The 20,800-nt window shown below is 33.7% G+C and carries 25 protein-coding genes and 2 pseudogenes; 23 read left to right on the top strand and 4 right to left on the bottom strand.

The window, feature by feature from the left end; genetic code table 11:
- The first annotated feature begins 187 nt into the window (after positions 1–187).
- Together C7Y47_RS06395 and C7Y47_RS06400 are read left to right on the top strand one after the other, a co-directional pair.
- Positions 188–3,286 (top strand): hybrid sensor histidine kinase/response regulator, encoded by a 3,099-nt coding sequence (locus C7Y47_RS06395; RefSeq protein WP_142508009.1) that lies wholly within the window; start codon positions 188–190, stop codon positions 3,284–3,286.
- Positions 3,287–3,477: 191 nt separating this feature from the next.
- On the top strand, positions 3,478–3,774 hold the full coding sequence (locus C7Y47_RS06400; protein WP_255505044.1) for an NUDIX domain-containing protein: 297 nt from the start codon (positions 3,478–3,480) through the stop codon (positions 3,772–3,774).
- Positions 3,775–3,950: 176 nt separating this feature from the next.
- Here the strand turns inward: C7Y47_RS06400 and C7Y47_RS06405 are convergent, their stop codons facing one another.
- Positions 3,951–4,130, bottom strand: coding sequence for a hypothetical protein (locus C7Y47_RS06405; protein WP_142508010.1), 180 nt, complete (start codon positions 4,128–4,130; stop codon positions 3,951–3,953).
- 252 nt (positions 4,131–4,382) lie between these two features.
- On the opposite strand from C7Y47_RS06405, the gene C7Y47_RS06410 reads away from it, so the two are divergent.
- The 5 genes from C7Y47_RS06410 (at position 4,383) to C7Y47_RS06430 (ending at position 6,370) form a co-directional block, all read left to right on the top strand.
- Positions 4,383–4,577: a hypothetical protein gene (locus C7Y47_RS06410; RefSeq protein WP_142508011.1), complete on the top strand. Its 195-nt coding sequence runs from the start codon at positions 4,383–4,385 to the stop codon at positions 4,575–4,577.
- Positions 4,578–4,726: 149 nt separating this feature from the next.
- Positions 4,727–5,110, top strand: a complete 384-nt coding sequence (locus C7Y47_RS06415) for a hypothetical protein (protein WP_142508012.1) — start codon at positions 4,727–4,729, stop codon at positions 5,108–5,110.
- A gap of 141 nt (positions 5,111–5,251) precedes the next feature.
- Positions 5,252–5,446, top strand: coding sequence for a hypothetical protein (locus C7Y47_RS06420; RefSeq protein WP_142508013.1), 195 nt, complete (start codon positions 5,252–5,254; stop codon positions 5,444–5,446).
- Between the two features lie 52 nt (positions 5,447–5,498).
- Entirely contained in the window at positions 5,499–5,750 is a 252-nt protein-coding gene (locus C7Y47_RS06425) for a matrixin family metalloprotease (RefSeq protein WP_142508014.1), read from the top strand.
- A gap of 272 nt (positions 5,751–6,022) precedes the next feature.
- On the top strand, positions 6,023–6,370 hold the full coding sequence (locus C7Y47_RS06430) for a YkgJ family cysteine cluster protein (protein WP_142508015.1): 348 nt from the start codon (positions 6,023–6,025) through the stop codon (positions 6,368–6,370).
- A 283-nt stretch (positions 6,371–6,653) separates the two neighbouring features.
- Here C7Y47_RS06430 and C7Y47_RS25490 read toward each other — a convergent pair whose 3' ends face one another.
- Together C7Y47_RS25490 and C7Y47_RS25495 are read right to left on the bottom strand one after the other, a co-directional pair.
- Complete coding sequence (locus C7Y47_RS25490; RefSeq protein ID WP_255505045.1) at positions 6,654–6,851, bottom strand: GNAT family N-acetyltransferase; 198 nt, start codon at positions 6,849–6,851, stop codon at positions 6,654–6,656.
- The gene (locus C7Y47_RS25495) at positions 6,842–7,114 is read right to left on the bottom strand and encodes a hypothetical protein (protein ID WP_255505046.1); all 273 of its coding nucleotides are present in this window, start codon (positions 7,112–7,114) and stop codon (positions 6,842–6,844) included. The genes C7Y47_RS25490 and C7Y47_RS25495 overlap by 10 nt, the downstream gene beginning before the upstream one ends.
- Before the next feature lie 175 nt (positions 7,115–7,289).
- On the opposite strand from C7Y47_RS25495, the gene C7Y47_RS24855 reads away from it, so the two are divergent.
- The 5 genes and pseudogenes from C7Y47_RS24855 to C7Y47_RS06455 all read left to right on the top strand — a co-directional run bounded on the left by C7Y47_RS24855 (position 7,290) and on the right by C7Y47_RS06455 (position 10,659).
- Positions 7,290–7,463 carry a hypothetical protein gene (locus C7Y47_RS24855; protein ID WP_185903419.1) on the top strand — a complete coding sequence of 58 codons (174 nt, stop codon included), beginning with the start codon at positions 7,290–7,292 and terminating at the stop codon, positions 7,461–7,463.
- Between the two features lie 371 nt (positions 7,464–7,834).
- Positions 7,835–8,002: pseudogene (locus C7Y47_RS25500) on the top strand (GrpB family protein); the annotation flags it as partial.
- A 262-nt stretch (positions 8,003–8,264) separates the two neighbouring features.
- A pseudogene (locus C7Y47_RS06445) lies at positions 8,265–9,028 on the top strand (IS1595 family transposase); the annotation flags it as partial.
- A gap of 199 nt (positions 9,029–9,227) precedes the next feature.
- Positions 9,228–9,746 (top strand): DUF4871 domain-containing protein, encoded by a 519-nt coding sequence (locus C7Y47_RS06450; protein ID WP_142508016.1) that lies wholly within the window; start codon positions 9,228–9,230, stop codon positions 9,744–9,746.
- A gap of 370 nt (positions 9,747–10,116) precedes the next feature.
- Positions 10,117–10,659: a GNAT family N-acetyltransferase gene (locus tag C7Y47_RS06455; RefSeq protein WP_142508017.1), complete on the top strand. Its 543-nt coding sequence runs from the start codon at positions 10,117–10,119 to the stop codon at positions 10,657–10,659.
- A 44-nt stretch (positions 10,660–10,703) separates the two neighbouring features.
- Here the strand turns inward: C7Y47_RS06455 and C7Y47_RS06460 are convergent, their stop codons facing one another.
- On the bottom strand, positions 10,704–11,324 hold the full coding sequence (locus tag C7Y47_RS06460; protein WP_142508018.1) for a LysE family translocator: 621 nt from the start codon (positions 11,322–11,324) through the stop codon (positions 10,704–10,706).
- 421 nt (positions 11,325–11,745) lie between these two features.
- On the opposite strand from C7Y47_RS06460, the gene fabZ reads away from it, so the two are divergent.
- From fabZ to C7Y47_RS06520, 11 genes are all read left to right on the top strand, one after another.
- On the top strand, positions 11,746–12,171 hold the full coding sequence (gene fabZ / locus C7Y47_RS06465; protein ID WP_132357947.1) for a 3-hydroxyacyl-ACP dehydratase FabZ: 426 nt from the start codon (positions 11,746–11,748) through the stop codon (positions 12,169–12,171).
- A gap of 533 nt (positions 12,172–12,704) precedes the next feature.
- Positions 12,705–13,460, top strand: coding sequence for a glycosyltransferase (locus tag C7Y47_RS06475; RefSeq protein ID WP_142508020.1), 756 nt, complete (start codon positions 12,705–12,707; stop codon positions 13,458–13,460).
- Between the two features lie 79 nt (positions 13,461–13,539).
- Complete coding sequence (locus C7Y47_RS25505; protein WP_436970099.1) at positions 13,540–13,659, top strand: ATP-binding protein; 120 nt, start codon at positions 13,540–13,542, stop codon at positions 13,657–13,659.
- Positions 13,660–13,748: 89 nt separating this feature from the next.
- Positions 13,749–14,672, top strand: coding sequence for a D-alanyl-D-alanine carboxypeptidase family protein (locus C7Y47_RS06485; RefSeq protein ID WP_142508021.1), 924 nt, complete (start codon positions 13,749–13,751; stop codon positions 14,670–14,672).
- A gap of 175 nt (positions 14,673–14,847) precedes the next feature.
- On the top strand, positions 14,848–15,321 hold the full coding sequence (locus C7Y47_RS06490) for a hydroxymyristoyl-ACP dehydratase (protein ID WP_255505047.1): 474 nt from the start codon (positions 14,848–14,850) through the stop codon (positions 15,319–15,321).
- Positions 15,322–15,354: 33 nt separating this feature from the next.
- Positions 15,355–15,828, top strand: coding sequence for a DinB family protein (locus C7Y47_RS06495; protein ID WP_142508023.1), 474 nt, complete (start codon positions 15,355–15,357; stop codon positions 15,826–15,828).
- A 145-nt stretch (positions 15,829–15,973) separates the two neighbouring features.
- The gene (locus C7Y47_RS06500) at positions 15,974–16,705 is read left to right on the top strand and encodes a polysaccharide deacetylase family protein (protein WP_142508024.1); all 732 of its coding nucleotides are present in this window, start codon (positions 15,974–15,976) and stop codon (positions 16,703–16,705) included.
- A gap of 206 nt (positions 16,706–16,911) precedes the next feature.
- On the top strand, positions 16,912–17,121 hold the full coding sequence (locus C7Y47_RS06505) for a hypothetical protein (protein WP_142508025.1): 210 nt from the start codon (positions 16,912–16,914) through the stop codon (positions 17,119–17,121).
- A gap of 27 nt (positions 17,122–17,148) precedes the next feature.
- Positions 17,149–17,913 (top strand): GNAT family N-acetyltransferase, encoded by a 765-nt coding sequence (locus tag C7Y47_RS06510; RefSeq protein ID WP_142508026.1) that lies wholly within the window; start codon positions 17,149–17,151, stop codon positions 17,911–17,913.
- A gap of 210 nt (positions 17,914–18,123) precedes the next feature.
- The gene (locus tag C7Y47_RS06515) at positions 18,124–18,858 is read left to right on the top strand and encodes a peptidoglycan recognition protein family protein (protein ID WP_185903420.1); all 735 of its coding nucleotides are present in this window, start codon (positions 18,124–18,126) and stop codon (positions 18,856–18,858) included.
- Positions 18,859–19,212: 354 nt separating this feature from the next.
- Entirely contained in the window at positions 19,213–20,718 is a 1,506-nt protein-coding gene (locus C7Y47_RS06520; protein ID WP_142508028.1) for a S41 family peptidase, read from the top strand.
- Positions 20,719–20,800 lie beyond the last annotated feature (82 nt).

The following is a 20,800-nucleotide window of genomic DNA, read 5'->3' on the forward strand; positions in this document are numbered from 1 at the left end:
AAAGCCTTCTTTCTGTTGTATAAAAGGTCAAAACTAATACCTTATAAAATTTAGATTTTAGTTTAAGAAATAGATTTAAAAGTAATGGTAACTCAGATACGATAATATATCGTAGGAGGTGTGGTTTTGCCTAAGGAGCTTGTGTTATAACAGAAAAACATAAACTACCTTTTGACAATTATTCCTAATGAAAAAGAGAAAAATTGTTCTAATCATTTGCTTGTTTATTATCTTTCTAACAGGCTCACGAATTTTATGGCTGAACTTATTTAATAATACAGATCAACCACATGCTGTAAAAGGGCAAATGGATTTAAGAAATTGGAATTTTAATGATAGTCATGCTCTTACACTTGATGGCGAGTGGGAATTTTATCCTTATAATTGGTTGGTTAGTGAAGAAAAGCATATCGAATCTACGAAGAATCATGCTAAATACATACAGGTTCCTAAGGGGTGGAGCTCTTCTTTACAAGAGAGAGAGAGGAGCCCTTATGGTTACGGTACTTATCGCTTAAAAATACTCGTCAATCCAGAAGACACTATTACTTATAGTATTCGCGTTCCGAGTGTGCGAAGTTCTTCAGTTTTATATGTAAATGGTCGGCGGTTGGCAAAATCAGGTGAAATAGGGGAGGTTGCAGAAAAGACGGTTGCCAGAAATGTTCCATATACTGCATCCTTTGAAGCAAACGGTCACAAAGAAATCGAAATTATTGTTCAAGCTTCAAACTTTAAGGACCCTCGTGACGGTGGAATTGTTCGCTCCATTAAATTAGGGAAAGAAGATATATTAGCTCGGGAAACTCAATTGTCGATCAATATGCAACAACTAGTAGCAGTAGTTTTTTTACTACATGCTATCTATTCCATTATTTTATTTTTTGTAGGAATCATGGAAGAAAGAAGATTGCTTTACTTTTCTCTGTTATCGATTAATAGTATGGTTTATTTCCTATTAGGAAGCGAGGACAAATTATTATCTTATTGGTTTCCGATTAGTTACGATTGGGCCTTTAAATTAGTTCATCTTTCTATGATTGGCATAGGCTTTTCACTGCTTCAATGCATAAAACATTGGTTACCTCGGCATGTGAGAAAATATATTCACTTGTTTAGTATTTTCTGTGCTATAGCATCATTATTGACCATCGTACTACCTACTCGTTATGTAGTAATCAATCAAGGCATTTTCATTATGATTTTAGGAATCCCGATCGTTATAACGATTCTAACAGTAATGCGAGAATCAATTAAAGAGATTAAAAGTAATATTTTTTTACTTTTTGCCATTTTAGCATTTGGTAATAATCTTATATGGGATGGCCTACTTCTTATTTTTGGAATAAAAATAATTATGTATCCATTTGATATTGTTATAACAGTGGCTTGTTTGGCAATTTTATGGTTTAAAGGATATGCTAAAGTCCATTCGGAAACGAAAGAACTTGCTATTAAGCTCCAAAAGACAGATAAATTAAAGGATGAATTCCTTGCCAATACGTCTCATGAATTACGCAATCCACTTCATGGGATCCTTAACATGTCAAAAGCTGTTTTGGAAAGAGAAGATCGTGTGCTCAGTGACAAAAGTGTCAAGGATTTAGAAACAGTGCTATCTGTCGGAAGGCGTATGTCACTAATGTTAAATGATTTACTAGATGTTATGAGTTTAAAAGAAAATAATCCTAAACTTAACCTTAAAACATTTTCGATTCAGCCAATTGTATCGGGTGTATTAGATATGCTCTATGTTATGAGGGAAGGAAAGCAGATTCAGTTAATTCATCATTTTCCTGAAAATTTTCCAAAAGTAGTTGCTGATGAAAATAGAGTTATTCAAATTGTTTTCAATCTTCTTCATAATGCGGTGAAATACACGAACGAAGGTGAAGTGACAATATTAGGTCAAGTGAAAAATGGTATGGCAGAAATTGTTATTTCGGATACTGGTATTGGTATTGATGAGGACACCATTCAACGTATATTTAAACCATATGAACAGGGTACCCTTAGTAAGGCAATGATTGAAGGCGGATTTGGGCTAGGGCTTAGTATTAGTAAACGATTAGTTGAACTACATGGGGGAACATTACAGGTACATTCAGTTGTAGGGAAAGGGTCTGAATTTACTTTCACTTTACCAATATCAGACTTACCTGATGAGGAAAATGCTACAGAACATGAGGCTCTACTATCTAATGCGAAGGAAGAATCAACAGTAGCGACTTCTACAAATCCATTCGACGATCGAACTGAAAACCATTCAATTATTGAAGCAAATCGACCTAGCGTTTTGGTCGTCGATGATGATCCAGTGAACTTAAGAGTTATCGAAACAATACTTTCAATAGAAAAATACGACTTAGTAACGGTTACAAGTGGTAGTAAGGCTCTTGAAATATTAATGTCTCAAGAGTGGGATTTGGTCATTTCAGACGTGATGATGCCAAATATGTCCGGGTACGAATTAGTACGTGCAATTCGTCAGCAATTTTCAATAACAGAACTTCCAGTGTTACTTCTTACGGCAAGAAGTCAATCTCAAGACATTAAAAATGGATTTTTATCTGGTGCTAATGATTATGTCATGAAGCCTGTGGACGCTTTAGAGCTAAGATCAAGAGTAAAAGCACTAACCGATGTTAAACAATCTGTACAAGAACGGCTTCGAATGGAGGCAGCTTGGCTTCAGGCACAAATACAGCCGCATTTTCTTTTCAATACACTAAATGCCATTGTTACATTAAGTGAAATTGATATTGAACGTACTAGTAAGCTACTTGAAGCACTGTGTGATTTCTTAAGGGAATCATTTAAGTTCCAGAATATTGATGAGCTTGTTCCAATTGAGGATGAATTAAATCTTGTTCGATCCTATTTATATATTCATAAAGAACGTTTTGGGGAGCGTATCAATGCAACGTGGGATTTGGAAGTTTCTACAGACGTTATGATCCCATCATTAACCATCCAACCATTAATTGAAAATGCTTTAAAACATGGTATTTTGCCTCGTGAAAATGGTGGGAATATTCATATTCGCATTGTAGATTACGACAGGTACATTGAGATTACTGTGTCAGATAATGGTATTGGAATGGATGAGTCTACAATGGAACGATTACTAGAGAGAAAATCGGAGACTTCAACTGGCATTGGGTTGCTTAATACAGATCTTCGTTTAAAACAACATTATGGTAAGGGACTTCAAATTAAAAGTAAACCAAATCAAGGGACAGCGATATCGTTTGTTGTTCTTAAAAAGAAAGAAAAATTAAAGTAAACTAATTCGGAGCAGCACCTCCATTTAATAATGGGAAAGCAGTTTAATTTAAAGGGTTTGTTGTAGTTTTATCATAAGATTGATCATTTAAAATAAAGTAAAAGTTGTTTGAAATCCTGTTTTTGCAGGATTTTTTTCTTTAACTATCTTGATAAAACAAATAGCGAATCAGAAACAGAGGAGGATTAATTATGGGTATTATCACATTCGGTAAGAAAATAGAAGGCAAAGGCTACATATGGAGACCCGCTGTTTATTGTTTAATATTCAATAGTCAGAAAGAAAAAATAGCGATTATTCAAACAAATGATGGCGAATTTTTCCTCCCGGGTGGTGGAATGGAAAAAAATGAGTCTCACGAGGAATGTTTAAAAAGAGAAGCCCTTGAAGAGATGGGAATGGATATTGAAATAGGTCATTTTATAGGGTGTGCCCAGAGATATTTTTATTCTACAAATGACAAACGAACACCAAAGCTGGGCAGTTAATGAAGTATTAAAGTTAACAACAGCCATAAAACATGAGCATAAGAACGCATAACGCATATGATTGATCAAATTCCACATGATAAGACTGATTTAACTCCAAACTAAACGAAGAGATTTCAGTGATGGAAGTACACATAAAGAACAGATAACCTTAATTAGTTATCTGTCCTCTTCAATCACTTTGTAAACGGATCTTCCGAATCATATAAAAAACTTTTCTCAAGATTTTCTTTTGTCTCAGCATTGACGGTTTTTTCTTTTGCTTCCGCTTGTTCACTAGCTGGAGCTTCATCATGAGAAGAACAAGCGGTTAATAGGAATGCTGCCATTGCTCCGATATATAGGAATTTTTTCATTGCTATAACCTCCGTTATTGTTTAGTTACAGTTTAGATTGTGCAATTACACTTAGAATATAACGGAAATGACAATGATAAATTTGTAACAAAAAATGATAAATAATCGTTACACAATAAAAGGGGAAATTAGTGAAAAGGTTTCGTTACAATTTGTGGATTGGTATTAGTGGTTGCTCCCATAAAGAATCCAACGACATAATTCAACATGAAAATAGTTTGAAACTTGTTGGAGAAGTTCTAACAAAAGAAAATGAGTGAGTGGCAAGAAAGCAAGTATTTCACATCTGAAAATTTAAGCTTTATAGGTGAACGGCAATTATTAGGATTTACGCATAGTAAAGAAGAAAAAAGAGGGCTGGCCAAACAGGAAAATATGGCTGGCATTTTTCGGGAGAGAGCGTTAAATCAGGAGACTTCCTTCGCATCAAGGGAACTCACCAAATGACAGGTAAAGAAGTGGAACTAGTTTCAAATGCTACTTTTCCATGTAGAGCACTTATTTTAACCACGAAAAATTACCTATATGGAAATATAAGTTGATAAGGAATTTTTTCGAGACTCTTAAATTTTCTGACACTTGATAGGAGGGTTTAAATGAAAGGTGTAAAGATAAGTATAATTACTTTTTTTATTGTCGTATTTCTGTTGATTATCATGTTACTTAATGCTGATCCACCTAAGCCAATTGTATTGTCAGAAGGCAAAAAGATAACAGTATTACAAGGTACTTATTGTTGGAGTAAATTTACAGGTTCAGAATGTGTTGATAAAAATTCTCCATCAGCAATTATTGATAATAATAAAATTGTTCCATTTCCTGTATCCCCTCAAAGTGAAATAAAAATTAATTTTAAGAAACAACCTATTGATGAAATAGAAGTAGAAATGGAACATTTGGGTGAAAGTAAAAAAATAAAAGTAGAAGGTAATGTTTTTTCTGCACCAAATGAAAAAGGCAAATATATATATTGTTTCTAGTAGATGGGACAAAGGAAGTTCTTCTTACATTTTTACCATAGAAGTTAAATAATAAATTGTATACCTTTATTCGTATTTTAATTAAGGTTAAATTAAATTATGTGACTTCCATAAAGTGTAAATCAAAGAAGAGATGGTTAAATGAAGGGGAAAATGAAAGTCGTTTTAATTGTACTATTACTTTGTGTTGTATCTGTACCTATTTCAGCTGATACATATAAGTTATTAGATTTTAAAAAGAAGGATAATTTAGATTTGTATTATTATATTAGCCCAGAACTAATTAATATGGGTGATAAAGATGATGTTTTAAGAGAATTTACTGCTTGGGCATAGCACTAATAAAGTTAAATTCACTAAAGAGGTAGATATTAATAGAAATGTTGTAATGGTGAAGCATTATGCTACTCATCGTGATGGTTCTTCTTTTAATTCAAACATAACAATTTATAAATCATGGAAGGGATTAAATCAAACTCAAAGGAGAGAAACAACAGTTCATGAAGTAGGACATGCTTTGGGTCTTGATCACACTCAAGATAGTAATAATTCCATTTCTGTTATGAGAAAGAAGGATTTTAATAATAAGGATTGGCCGTTAAAAGATGATGTAGATCACTTTGCCAGTAGTTATCTCTAGGAGCATACATACCATGATATAAATAATGTTATCATTGGTTTTTTAAATAAATACTATTGAATATGATGCTAGATACTAGAAATTGTGTAGATTAATTGATTGACAAAATAATTAATTTATGATATAATTTACAATTAATGATTTAAAGTGTAAAATAGGATTCTCCTGGCCAGGGGAGTCCTATTTTTTTGACTTCATTGAGTTACTGAACTAGAGAATCCAAATAAAAAAACGAATTAAAACACTTGCTTTTTCTAGGAGATGATTGTTTTATGGAAGAATTACCTTGTAAAGCCTGTAGAGGGATATGTTGTGGGCCTGTTCCAATTACAGAACAAGAGTTAAAGAAAATAAAAAAGAAAATCAAAGCGATGCCTAAAAAAATGAGCCTAGATTTAAAAAACCAACAACGTTTTTATGGAACCTGTATATTTTATGACGAAATAAATGACCGATGTGGAATTCATTCGGTACGTCCGTCTATTTGCAGAGCTTTTGGTTATTATAATAATCTTGTATGTTTCCGTAAACCAAAATTGGCCATTGAAAAAAATTATATTGCTACCGAACTTCCAATTGGTATTTTAAGTATTGATTTTACTTGGAAAGATTTTATTTAACTTCTTCAGTAGAAGTTTCCCTCCTTTATAGGTGGTGAGATGAATGTTGGTTTAGGTAACTTTTCAGCGAATGCAAACGTATGTACCTGTCGCTTTGCTTTCGCTACAGAAAATAATAGCTGAAAGTAGTTAAAGCCTCCGGCGGATGTCACGGGATATGCCGAGGCATAATTGATTGGAGTTTACAGGATATAAGTAAACATAAAACAGGCGATAGTTTACATTCGACTTAATATAAAAGAGCCTGCTTTGCTCAACGCAGGCTCTAATATCATAAATAACTTTAAAGCTCTAATCGCATAGTACGGCTCGTTTCAATAAATCCATGTTTGTCATACAAGTTAATAGCGCCAATATTTTCTGGTAAAACGCTTAACTCCAAGTAAGCTAATTTACGCTCATCTGCCCATTTTTTTGCTTCTCGTAGCAATAGGGAACCGATGCCTTTACTTTGGTATTGGCTTCCAACAATTACATCCATAATATATGCATAATATGCTGTACGATACAAGAGTATGGAGGTGTTGCTAATTCTTGAATTAGTAAAAATCCGGCAATGTTGTCATCCAATTCAGCAACAAAAATATCTGATTGTTTTCCCGAAATTATGTTTTTAAGAAGCTCTACATCCTGTTTAGCAGGAGCTATGTATTGAGGTTGTAGCTTTGACATTTCTAAAAACAGTTCTTCATATAATATTTCTATTTGTGGGATTTCTTCTATTGAAGCAATTTTAATATTCATATACTACTTACAATTGAAATTTATTCCATTATATTTTACTATATTCTGTGATTTTTACAAATAATCTGTAAATTGAACAAAAAACTCGTTCAGTTAACACAGTATAAACCGCATAGGATTTCCAATACTAAAGCTGTTTTAAAAAATTCAGAATGGAGAAAGGAGGTTTTCGTCAGTGAGATTTTTAGCATGGGGCATTATAGGCGGCGCGGCGATTTTTGGTGTAATGAAACGCTTTGGGCTAATGAATAATGAACAACAAATGACACAGTCTGCTCAACAAGGCACGACACCGGTACAATTGGTAGCAAACAGTAATCCACTAACCGCAAATACACCTAAACAATAAATAGAATAGGCCACATCAAGCTTATAGACTTTTGGTTTGCTAAGGGTCTATAAGCTTGTACATAAAACCGCACAAATGGGGCAAAAAGCAAATATTTTAACTTGTTGCCGCTGCCGCTACGTTAGTACTACGCTTTCGCGCAAATAACATCTCATGCCTAAGCACAAAGCCGATTCCGAACGTAATTATGCCGAGGCATAATTGATTTTTAGATTGTTTTCGTTCCATGGTTAAAAGTTAAACCAAAAATAGATATAATGCCTGTTGCGAAAACGAGAAATTTTGGTGAGGACAATCGCTCTCATCACGTTCACATCCTATCAGATTGGGAGTTATGAAATAAAAAGGCACCTAGCTTTTCGAGAGATTATTTAAAATCGCACCCAGATGATATGAAGAATTATGGAGAATTAAAAGAAAAATTAGCACGACAATTTCCTAATGATATAGAATCGTATATAAAGGGTAAAGATTATTTTGTTAAAGACATAGAACTAAAAGTACTAAAATGGTATGAAGATATTCAAAATAAATCATAAAAAGATTAATGGCTGTTAATTAAGACAGCTTTTCTATATTGGGCTCTTTTTGAGAGTTCTGTATTAGCTGTGGAATATTTAATTACAGAGTCTAAGTAGGTAGGAAGAGAGAATCTACAACGCTTAATGGATGAAGTTGACGAAATTATATGCCGTTTTGGTGTACACCTTCTTTAATTAAGGCTGTTTTCGTATAGATTGTTGCTATCTTGAAAATGCTGAATATGGTTTAATATAATGCATTTTCAGGAGGCGTTTAATAATGTGGAGATATGTATATGAAGCAGTCGGAGAATTAGGAAAAACAGATCAACTAGCCTTATTTAAGGCAATGAAACAAGATCTATATCCAAAAGAAGAAAATAAAATGGAAGAATTACTTCCTAAGATCAAGGAGTCTCGCTTTTCGTCTGGTTTAGGTTGTCTTCATTGTGGAAGTACTGCCGTATAACGTAATGGTAAATATCGTTCTGACAAGATATTTATGTAAGGATTGTGGAAAAACATTTAATGATATGACAAATACGCCTTTTTCAGGTTCGCGTTATCCGGAAAAATGGATTAAATACATTAAAATGATGATAAACGGTGTAACATTACCGAAGATTTCAGACTCTTTAAAAATTCATATATCTACCGCATTTTATTGGAGACATAAGATTTTAAACGCTTTAGGAAGTCACGACTTCAACCAATTATCTGGCATCATGTGATGAGACGTTCTTTCGTGAATCTTTAAAAGGTCGTAGATTTACACATCGTACTGTAGTTGTAGCACAAGATCGAAATAACAATATTATTGCAAGGATGGCGGGAAGAGGTCGTGTGAAAGCAGAAGAAATTGATGGGGTTATCGGGGATTATATAGCCCATTCTTCTTTGTTATGCACGGATACAGCTACCAACTATAAAAAATTTGCAGCAGCAAAAAATCTTAAACACGAAACAATTAATCTTAATCAAAATCAACGAGTAAAAAAAGGGATATTCCACATACAACACGTTAATAATTTCCATCGCCGTATTTCACAGTAGGAGCATTAAGAAAAGATAAAGAGCACCATTTATCAGTTGCTTTTTAAACGGATTAAGTGATGTATTTATTCAACTAACGGAGCAGGTTAGTTGAATAAGAAGGGATATTTGTAAGAATGTTGAAGTAGTGTGGAATATCGTTTATCTCGGGTTTAATAACAGGAATGTCTAGTTGATAAGGGGGAGCAATATGAGGAACAAAATGATTATGTTGATTTCTGTGCTGCTATTCTTAATGACACTTGTCGGTTGTAACAATATTGATGAGAACGAAAATCGAGAGGTAAGTCCTACTTTTTCATTACCTGTTACTTTTGGTGACGGGACAAAGGGTGAGTATTTGTTGATTGGTGAAGAAGGGAAAGTTGGTCTTTTGGTCGGATCGGGTAAAACAGGTGAGGTAGTAGAAGAAAAGTTTATTGCTAATAAAGCAAATAAACATATGTGGTATTTCTGGGGAGAGAAAGATAGTATCAGTGGTGATTTTAAAGTAGTTGGAATTGACAAAGCAGGGAAAGAACATCCTGTGTTGTTATCTGGCAATGATAAAGTATGGCAATTTTCTAATGCTTCAATTAGCCCTAATGGCGGTGCAGATTCCCATATCCCATCGAATATGGTGTTCCCTACAAGTGGATTATGGAAATTAGAAATATATTTTAATGATAAATTATTTGGTGAAATAGTTATAAACGTTGAAGAGAGTTAAATCATCTTCAACTAAGGTGCTTTAGTTTAATTTTTCGATTCATCAATGAAAAAGGAAGATTTAATCTACACGTTTTGTAGATTAATTATCTGCCTTTTTGTTTTAACAGCAACAATCTTTGAGAAAACAGCCTTAATTAAAAAGTAATAAGAGTATTTTATAACAAGTGGATTGTCTACACAAAACTAAACAATTTTTTATGGTGTACAAGTTTATACTGAATAGGACTCATGTATTCAAGTGATCCAAAAATCCGAATGGGGTTATAATGAAGGTAATCAGCTATTCAAGTTGTAAATCTTCTAATTGTTTATAGTAATACCAATTTTCAGTAAGATTATCTAATGAACTATGAAAAGGGTGATTAAAGTTGTTTCAAATAAAAAGGATATATAAAGAACACTATCCTAACGGTAAAAAAATTATCTATCAATACGTCTCCAACAACTATTATGATGTTGTCTATAAAGAACGAGAAAATGGCTGGGCAATTGATTTTACGTTAAAACATTTCGAAACCCCGTTTCACAAGTACTTGGAAGGAGAAATTTTTGAAGATCATATAGAAGATATTGAATGCTATATTGCTGAATTAAATGAAGAAGATGTAGGAATTGTTAGCATCAGCCAAGAGAAGTGGCATAATGTGTTAAGAATTAATGATATTCATATTGATCAATCTCATCAACATAGAGGAATTGGAAGTAAATTCATGGCTTTGGTGAAAAAGCGAGCAACAGAAATAGGGGTAAGGGCGATCGTTTTAGAAACGCAAACTTCTAATTATCCTGCAATTCAATTTTACAAAAAGCATGGATTTCAACTAATTGGCTGTGATCTATTAAGTTACTCCAATAATGATATTGAAAAAAAAGAAGTAAGAGTTGAAATGGGACTTGTTCTTGAAATATAAAAGGAGAGCACGTATTTATCGTGTTCTCCCTAAGAAACTATATATTATCTACTTTGAGTTTGAAGTGCTAATTTAACACCTAGACCTATATAAACGAAACCAACTGCCTTTTCAATCCAACGCGAACCATTGTTTGATGTCTTCGTAAAGATTTTTTCACCAATAAAGCTTGTAATAATAGCTAACAAAATAGTATATAAAGCACTCATTACAACAAAAGTAATGCCTAAAATCAATAATTGTACAGTGATCGATTGACCATTATGCTGAACAAACTGTGGTAAAAACGCTAAGAAAAATAATGCAGTTTTTGGATTTAAAATCTCCGCTAAAAAACCTTGTCGGAACGAAGAACTTGCCGGACTTTGTTCAACAGTTGGTTTTTCTATTTTTTGTGGTTTTGTTAAAAGCATTTGAATACCTAAATAAACTAGGTAAGCAACACCAATATATTTCACTATCTCAAATGCAGTGGCAGAGTTCATTAAAATTGCTGATAACCCTAATACAGCTGCTAACGTATGAACTAAATCACCTAATCCAATGCCTAGTGCAGTGAAAATACCGTTCTTTTTACCACCTTTCAACGTTTGCGTAATGGTAATGATAACAGCCGGACCAGGAATTAAAAATAAAAGAAGAACTATTGCAATAAAAGATAACATATTTATCCATCCTATTCTAATAAACTAAACATTCAATTAAGAGAATAATAAAATTAACTTATTGAATGCAAAAAATATTATATGCTATCTTCTATATGCCTGTCGATAATGAAATACTGAAAAGAAGTGAAAACAACTATTTAAAAAAATCAGAAAATGATTTGATTATATTTGTATAATGTTGGGAGATAGTATTTATGTTGATACACTAGGAGCAGCCCCAAATTATTATTTGAGAAACTTTCTCATATAAAAAAGTAGCTACAACGATTTGGCCACTTCATAAGCAAGATTATTAAGACAAAATATATTAGCCACATCCATGGGATTGTGGCTTTTAATTCGTATTTTAAACTTAAAATAGTACTAACTACTAATAATTAATGATAGAATTAGGTGACAATATTTTTGGAGGTTTTTTATGCTAGATATTCAACAAATACAAGAAGTTATTAGACATCGTTATCCGTTTCTGTTAGTGGATAGAGTATTGGAATTAGAAGAGGGGAAGAGAGCGGTAGCCATTAAAAATGTAACGATCAATGAAGAATTTTTTAATGGACATTTCCCGAATTATCCAGTGATGCCAGGTGTATTAATTGTCGAAGCATTAGCTCAAGTAAGTGCCATTATTATGCTCACTAAAGAAGGGAATCAAGGCCGACTTGGATTACTGGCAGGTATTGATAATTGTCGCTTTAAAAAACAAGTTAAACCTGGTGATCAATTGCGTCTTGAAGTGGAAATTACACGCTTAAAGGGTGCCATTGGTAAAGGGCGAGGAATTGCAACAGTTGACGGAGAAATAGCTTGTGAGACAGAGCTTATTTTCGCATTTGGAAGTTAAGCCCATCCGATTTAAGAGTACTGCAACGATTTTTGCAGTACTCTTGTTCATTGTTTAAAGGATTTTTTTCTGTATGTGTTGAATAATATAATAAATGAAGACTTCGAAATGGAGGCGGTTTCATGAACTATCCCTTAGCACTATATATAGCAACTTGTGTCATGCAATTTATCATCCTCACAAATATTACAATATTCAACGGGCAATGGAATGGGATAACGATGTGGCTATGTACTGGAATGTTTATTTTCTCAACGGCGATTTTCATCTCAAGCAGATCAAATAAAAGAAGTTCTAATGAATGAAAATCTTAAATAAAATGAGACGAAAGAGTTGATAATCACAAAATCAACTCAATTTTTTTGACCAAAAAATTGAAAGTGATTTCAAAAATGGAACTTAATACATTTTACTACAGTGTAAATGTTGTTACAGTATAGACATAAAAACCTAAAAATAAAAAATTGAGGGAAGCGTTTACATGTTTACTTAAATTTAAATAACGAGAACTACTTATTAAGGGGAGATTTTATATGTCGGAAAGTACATCATTTATAAAAGATGTTCCTGAGGTGAAATTTTCTATTATAATACCTGCTCATAACGAAGAAAATTATATTGGGGGGTGTCTAGAGTCGATTGCAAAGGCTGCACAACCGTATATAGATCAAGTAGAAGTTATTGTTGTGTTAAATCGTTGTACCGATAAAACGAAAGAAATTGCACAATCCTACAATTGCGTGACATTGGAAAATAACAATAAAAATTTATCTAAAATTAGAAATGCTGGAGCTGCGTTAGCAAAAGGCGATATTCTCGTTACAATTGATGCTGATACTCGAATGACAGAGCACATGCTAACTGAGGTTGAAAAGCACTTAGCATCCAACCAATTCATTGGAGGAGGCGTGAATGGAAGTTTTGAAAGAATGTCCTTAGGTATAGTAGTATCTACTATGCTACTAATTGTTCCTTTACTGATTAAGTATGGTTTTATTTCTGTAGGGATTTTTTGGTGCTATAAAAAAGACTTTCAGGCAATAAATGGTTTTAATGAGAATATGCTAATGGCCGAAGACGCTGATTTTGCTAAGCGTTTAAAACAGTGGGGCAAGAAGCACGGTAAAAAGTACGGAACGATTAAAAGTGGAATGATTACTTCGTGCAGACGATTTGACCATTATGGAGACTGGATGTTACTGAAACGACCAGATGTGATTTTAGCTTATATAAAGGGCACAAATGAAAAGGCTGCTAATGAAGCCTATTATGATGATCAAACAAGATAATGAACCCACCTTAATGGCATATATTTCAACATAATAATTCTTTAAACCACTTCGTTATCAAACGAGTGGTTTTTTATGTGTGATTGGGCTTGGTCTTGCAATTGCCAATGAAATAGTCCATGTTCATGGAGGAACAATATCAGCTTCAAGTAATGATGAAAAAACAGTGTTCACTGTTATGCTTCCAACACTTTCTTAAGAAACCTTAAGAATTCTTTAATAGATTATTAAAAAAATAGCTCCTTCTTTTATGTTTCAATAGAGGTATAGATAGAAGGAGTTGTTTTTATGTTTCAAAGAAAAGGATTTTATAGCTTAATTTTACTGATAATTATTTTTCTGGTGTCCATGTTTGTAAAAGAATATCCATTTCAACAATCTAAGCTAGAAATAGATAATCCTCAGCTGGAAATGCCAAAGAAAAGTGAAATAAATCTTGATGTAAATTTACAAAGCTCAAATGCTATATTAGTGAACTTAGACACAAATAAGATTTTACTGGACAAAGATAGTGACGAAATCATTTTTCCAGCTTCTTTGACGAAAATCATGACGGTTTTAGTGGCAATTGAAAATATCCCGAATTTACAGGAAAAGATTATACTTCCTAAAAGTATATTTAAGAATTTATATGAAGAAAATGCTTCTATGGCAGGCTTTCTTCCTAATGAGGAGGTAACAGCAGAGGATTTACTTTATGGTTCAATGCTACCTTCAGGTGCGGATGCTTCTATTGGCTTAGCAGATTACATTACTGGATCTGAGAGTAAATTTGTAAAGTTAATGAATGAAAAAGCTAACCAACTAGGGATGAAAAACACACATTTTATGAATGCAACAGGACTCCATCATCCTGATCATTATACGAGTGTGAAAGATATTTCGATACTTTTACAATATGCTTTAACTAATAACACCTTTCGGGATATTTATACGGCGGAAAGATACTCAATAAAGTCAACGAATCTTCATCCAGAGGGAATGATGGTGACGAGTCGAATGTTTAAAAATTTGAAGGCTATTGAAAATACAAGGGGTGGAATAATTGGCGGCAAAACTGGCTACACAGAGCAAGCAGGATTATGTTTAGCAAGTTTAGCGACAATTAAAGGCGAGGAGTATATTCTAGTAACAGTAGGTGCTCAAGGTGATCCACGAACAGAGCAGTTCAATATTACGGATGCATTAGCTGTCTATCGACAACTTTACTAAGGAACTTTATGTATGTTTCCCGCAGTCACTAAACTTCCAATAAAATTTTTAGCCAAACTAACATACTACCTTTCCATCCCTTCATATAATTTAAATATCTGAAAAATTTGGGTGACTTTGAGTTTTCTTCATAAGGTCATTAAATCAAGTAAACCAGTATGAGAGGATGAGGGGTTTGAAGCATCCCGGCACAAATGTTTTTGAAAATAAAGAGGAACTATTCGTACCTGAAAAAGCATTAGATAAAGATTTTTGTGATCGATTAGTGAGAAAAATTCATAAAAATATACTGAATGAAAATATAACAAACGATGTTTATATGTCCTATTTCGTGATTTTTGATCAACAATATAAATTGCAAGAAATTCGATTTTTACTAGATGTTTTAAAATTGCAAGCAAATGAAATCATTAGATCAAAGCCAATTTATATTACATTATGTGGTGTCATCTTATCATTGATTACAATAATTGCCTCAGCAATCAATATTAAATTGATGACTGGGATATCACTTGTCCAAATCGTCGCTCTAGCAGTTTTGAGTTTTAATTTAGCTATATTGTTTATTTCCTATAAAATAGAAAAAGAATATAAAAAAATATATGAAGTCATTAAATTAATTGACTATTATTTAAGTTTTTATAAATAGCTAATTTCAGATATCAATAGAGGTGTGAAAAATGTGCATAGAATTATAGATCAATTACTTTTTTGGATTGATAGCATTCCTGGCGAATTTCGTCATATGTCTGAACTAGAGATTTCACAACGACCAGCGCCTCAAAAGTGGTCAAAAAAAGAGATATTAGGCCATTTATGCGACTCCGCCATTAATAATCTGGATAGGTTCATTAACATACAATACGAAAAGCAACCCTTTCTATTAACACCGTATGACCAAGTTTATTGGGTGAAAATCCAAGGGTATCAAGAGTTACCTTTTGATGAAGTAATGAACCTATGGGTGAGCTTAAATAAAAAAATTATAAATGTTATTAAAAATATCCCTAATGAAAAGCTTGCTCTACAATGTGGCTTTGAAAATAATCAACTAATAACTTTACAGTGGCTTATTCAAGATTATCTTGAACATATGGAACATCATTTGAAACAGATATTTAAAATGAATGAGCAGTTTTTGAAATTTAGTCAGTGACGTTTTAATTCCAAAATCACTGTAAGGACAACCTCTAGCTGCTATCACTGAAGTATACACTGCAACAAAAAATCAAAAAAGAGCATTTTTTTTAACATTCCTCAAATAATAAGGTACTAAATATTTTATTTGAGGAGGTGAAGATTTGAAAAAACTCCTGTTTTTACTCCCTATTTGCCTTTTAACTGTCTCCTTTTTTTATGCAAAAGTCGGCGCAGAGAAATATGAAAATAAAGGAAGGAAGTATTATGAAGAAGCAGGACAAATTGTCTGGGAGGTCAATACGGATGAAAAAATTGTTGCCCTTACTTTCGATGATGGTCCACATCGAAAGTACACATCTCAGATTTTAGATGTATTAGCCAAATATCATGCGAAAGCTACTTTTTTTATTGTTGGTCAAAATGCGCAAAAAAATCCAGAGGTAATATCAAGAATGTATAAGGAAGGTCATGAATTAGCCAACCATACATTTACGCATCCTCTAAGGACGAATGTTCCGAATTTACTAAAGGAAATAAATCAAACGAATGACGTTATTCAGAACATCACAGGATTTAAGCCTACTTTATTCCGCCCTGTAGAAGGACAGTATTCAGATGCAATGATTCAAGCGATTGCTAAAGAAGGATATAAAGTTGTTATGTGGTCATGGCATTTAGATACTTTAGATTGGAAAAGTCCAGGTACTAATAGAATTGTTAACACTGTGCTAAACGGTGTCAAAGAAGGAAATATCGTTCTTTTTCATGATGGAGGCGGAAATCGTCATCAAACAGTGCAAGCGATGGATAAAATAATTCCTGAACTGGAAAGGCAAGGATATAAATTTGTCACAGTTTCTGAATTACTTGAAGTGCAGAATAAAAAAGATTAAAAACCAATAGGTTTCAAATGTGTACTTTTACATTGTTTTTATGGGCTGTAAATTCGAATTTCAAATAATAATAAATTTTTTTCCGTGGGGAAATCAGGCTAAAGATGTAAATAGCCTGATTTTTCATTTTCTAGGAACGACTTATCTATATACAGATAGTACAAATACGATGAAGATTTGTTGATTGGGGTGGGCTGGACGACTCCTTGGGGATCAACATCACAGATGAGGCCATGGACCGAGCAATGCGAGTGAAGCGGCTCATCGACCCCAAGGAAGCTTTGCTTTGCGCGGAAGCGAAGCGACAGCAACAAATGTTTTTCTGTGCGAAAGCGAAGCGTCAGCAACAACAACAAAGCGCCCAGCCAGAACGGAAACCAACCATACGTTATGTTTATAATTCAAAAAAGGTATAATTACCCTAATGAGTAGGGGGATTGGTATTGTTGTGTAACGTTGAATTAGTTGAATGTAATAATGAGTTTTTAGAGGGAACTAGGAGTTTTTGTCTTAGAAGTAAGAAGAAATCAAGCGGATATATAAATAAGAACAAATGGCTGAACAATAGATTTGAGGAAGGCTTGAAATATGTGCAAGTGATGGACAATAAAAAACAAGTTGGGTTTATTGAATATACAGAAGCAGAAAATTCCTCAAGAGTGGTTTATGCGGATGGTTATTTAGTGATTCATTGTTTATGGGTAAGTACAGTTGGAAAAGGTTATGGAACTCGATTAATCAATAAATGTATAGAAGATGCAAAAAAGCTAGCAAAAAAAGGGGTTGTTGTTATTACGAATTCAAAAACGTCATGGGCACCTAGTAAAGAGATTTTTTTGAAAAACAATTTTCAACTTATAGATAAGGCGCCATATGATTTTGAATTACTTATCTACCCATTGAGCAATGAAGTCCAACAACCTTATTTTCCGAATGATTGGGAGGACAGATTAAAAAAATTTAACGACTTAACGATTTTACGGTCATTCCAATGTCCATATGTTGAAATTGCAACAGAAAATATTATAGCTGGTGCAAATAAATTGAATATACAAGTTACGCTTGTTGATCTTAAGGATAGAGAAAAGTTGATGGAATTATCACCAACCCCGTACGGTATTTTTTCTGTCATTTATAAGGGTCAGCTTCTTACTTTTCATAGACTAACAGTACATTCTGTTATAAAAAAATTAAAAGAACTGAGTTAAAAACTGCTCAGCGCACAGCCAAAATAATCAGTAAATTTCGAGTGCGAATATTGGTTATTAATGCTTATAAAAACATAGTAGAAGTTACAAAAGGTTCATAATATAGAGTGAACTTATTATCTATCTTCGAACTACAAAAGGTAAGATAGTATGATTAAAGTTCAATCATCCCGCTTTTTACATTATGACAAAAAGAAGGGGGGGAAACCTATGGTAACAATACGCCAAAAACTAGTATCAACTTCACAAGCAATGAATATGACAAATGGTAAAAATAATGCAAAAAAGTATATTGTCGTTCATGAAACCGACAATACGAGCGTTGGCGCTGATGCTGACGCCCATGCTCGTCTACAGATAAATGGTAACAGTAGGGAAGCTAGTTGGCATTGGCAAGTAGATGACAAAGAAGCTGTACAATCATTTGAACATTTTTGGGAGTGCTGGGGAACAGGAACGTATGTTGGTAATAGCCAAGGAATTCAAGTGGAAATTTGCGTAAATAGTGATGGAGATTATTTAAAAGCTGTGGACAATGCGGTGAATCTAATCGCAAAAATTATAAAAGATGAAAATATAACAATTCAAAATATTGTTCAACACAATTATTTTAGTGGGAAAAATTGCCCTCGTAATATTCGTGCTGGAAAAATACCTTGGTCACAATTTATCGACATGGTAAAAAAAGCTGGAGATACTCAAATACCTCCAGTAGAAACGCAAAAATATCGAATTTTCACGGGAACGTATAGTACTCTTAAAGCAGCAGAAAGCGCAGCACAGGTGATGAAAAAAACATTCGGCTGGCTTGTTTACATTGAGCAGGACGCTGCAAATTATCGTATTAGAACAGGAACTTTTACAGGAATCAATGCAGTGAAAAATGCAGAGATGAAAATAAAAAATGCTAAATTGGCGCAAGTTACGTATATTAAAGATGCATAAGAGGATATGTAATTTCTAATATTCTATGAGGATTTTAGTTGACTGCTTCGAGGAAACGGGTAAAATAGAAAAGCAGTACCATTATATACCTTCAACTTAGCAGATAACAGAGGTGCCTTTAGAAGTGCTTCAAGGGCACCTGTATTTTTACAAAATCTAAAGCAATAACATCTACATAGAATAATGTGCTTAACAATATAGTGATTAAGAAATGCTGGATTTTATGAAGATTGTTGTAGGACAAGATTTGTCGTGAAATTTTGACAGTCTTTTTCTTTTCGTCTTCTCTATAACCTGTTAAGATGGTAATAGTGTGACAACAAGTTAGTGTATATGAGAGTGGTGACAATCAAGATGGATGAACAGAAAAAAGATAGTATAGAACAGCAGTCAGAACAAACACCCCCTACTGAAGTGAAACCAGCAGGACAATTTATACAAATGAAACCGTTTAAATTTATTATGCTGATGTTCTTTACAATCCTTATTACTGCAGGCTTAACGATATTTGCGTTAACATTTGGAGATAAGAAAGCAGTGGAAGTGAAAGTGCCGACTGGGCGTACGGAATTTTCTAAATTGTACGAAGCCTATGATTTACTTAAAAACAACTATTACAAAGATATCGACGATGCGAAAGTGGTCGATGGCGCTATTAATGGCATGTTTGACGCTTTAGGTGATCCGTATTCTGATTTTATGGTGAAGGACGAAGCAGATCAATTTAAGTCTGGTTTGTCTTCTAGTTTCCAAGGAATTGGTGCGGAAATTCAAGAGCGTAACGGCTCTATTACAGTTGTGTCACCTATTAAAAATTCACCTGCTGAAAAAGCGGGGCTATTACCGAAAGATATTATCTTAACTGTAGATGGAAAAAGCATTCATGGGCTAAGTGCATCTGAAGCGGTAGCTCGTATTCGTGGTGAAAAAGGAACACCAGTAAAATTAACCGTGAAAAGGGAAGGAAACGCGGATCCTCTTAATATGACAATTGTCCGTGATGAAATTCCGGTTGAAACGGTTTACGGTGAAATGCTTGAAGGGGATATTGCCCATATTCAAATCACGTCATTTAGTGAAAATACAGCAAAAGAATTTGAGAAGATTCTTGCAGATTACGAAGGTAAAGGCTTGAAAGGTATCGTCTTAGATGTACGCCAAAATCCAGGTGGTTACCTAGATGCTGCAATAGAAATTTCGAATTTATTTGTTCCAGAAGGTAAACCGATTGTCCAAGTACAACAAAAAGATAAAGAGCCGAAAATTACAAATGCTATTGCTGGTAAAAAATATAATATCCCAGTAACAGTCCTTGTGGATAGCGGCAGTGCTTCTGCTTCTGAAATATTAGCTGGAGCATTAAAAGAATCTGTCGGTGCTAAAATTGTTGGAGAAACATCGTTTGGTAAAGGTACAGTGCAAAATGTCACACCATTAAAAGATGGCTCTAACCTAAAATTCACAACAGGTAAATGGCTAACACCAAATGGTAACTGGATTCACGAAAAAGGAATTGCTCCAGATGTTAAAGTGTCATACCCATCTTATGCATCATTACCATACTTAGATCCATCTATGGAAATGAAAAAGGATGTGCAGTCTAACTCTGTAAAAGCGGCACAAGAGATGCTAGAAGTTTTAGGATATGAGCCTGGTAAAGCAAGCGGTATTTTTGATCAATACACAGAACGTGCAGTGAAAAAACTGCAAGCTGCAAGTGGTCTTGAAGAAACTGGCGTTTTAACTGGCGATACAACGTATGCTTTAATGGATGCATTACGTGCTAAAATAAAAGCAGATGATCCTCAATTGTTAAAAGCAAAAGAACTGCTTACTGGTACACCAGCAAAAACTGAGTAAACTACAAACTAACAAAGTAGCTGTCGCAGCAGGCGTCTCAAGTGGCCTTTTGCGACAGCTTTTTTTATAGGAGGTAATAATT

Source organism: Lysinibacillus sphaericus (assembly GCF_006864135.1).
Taxonomy (GTDB): Bacteria; Bacillota; Bacilli; order Bacillales_A; family Planococcaceae; genus Lysinibacillus.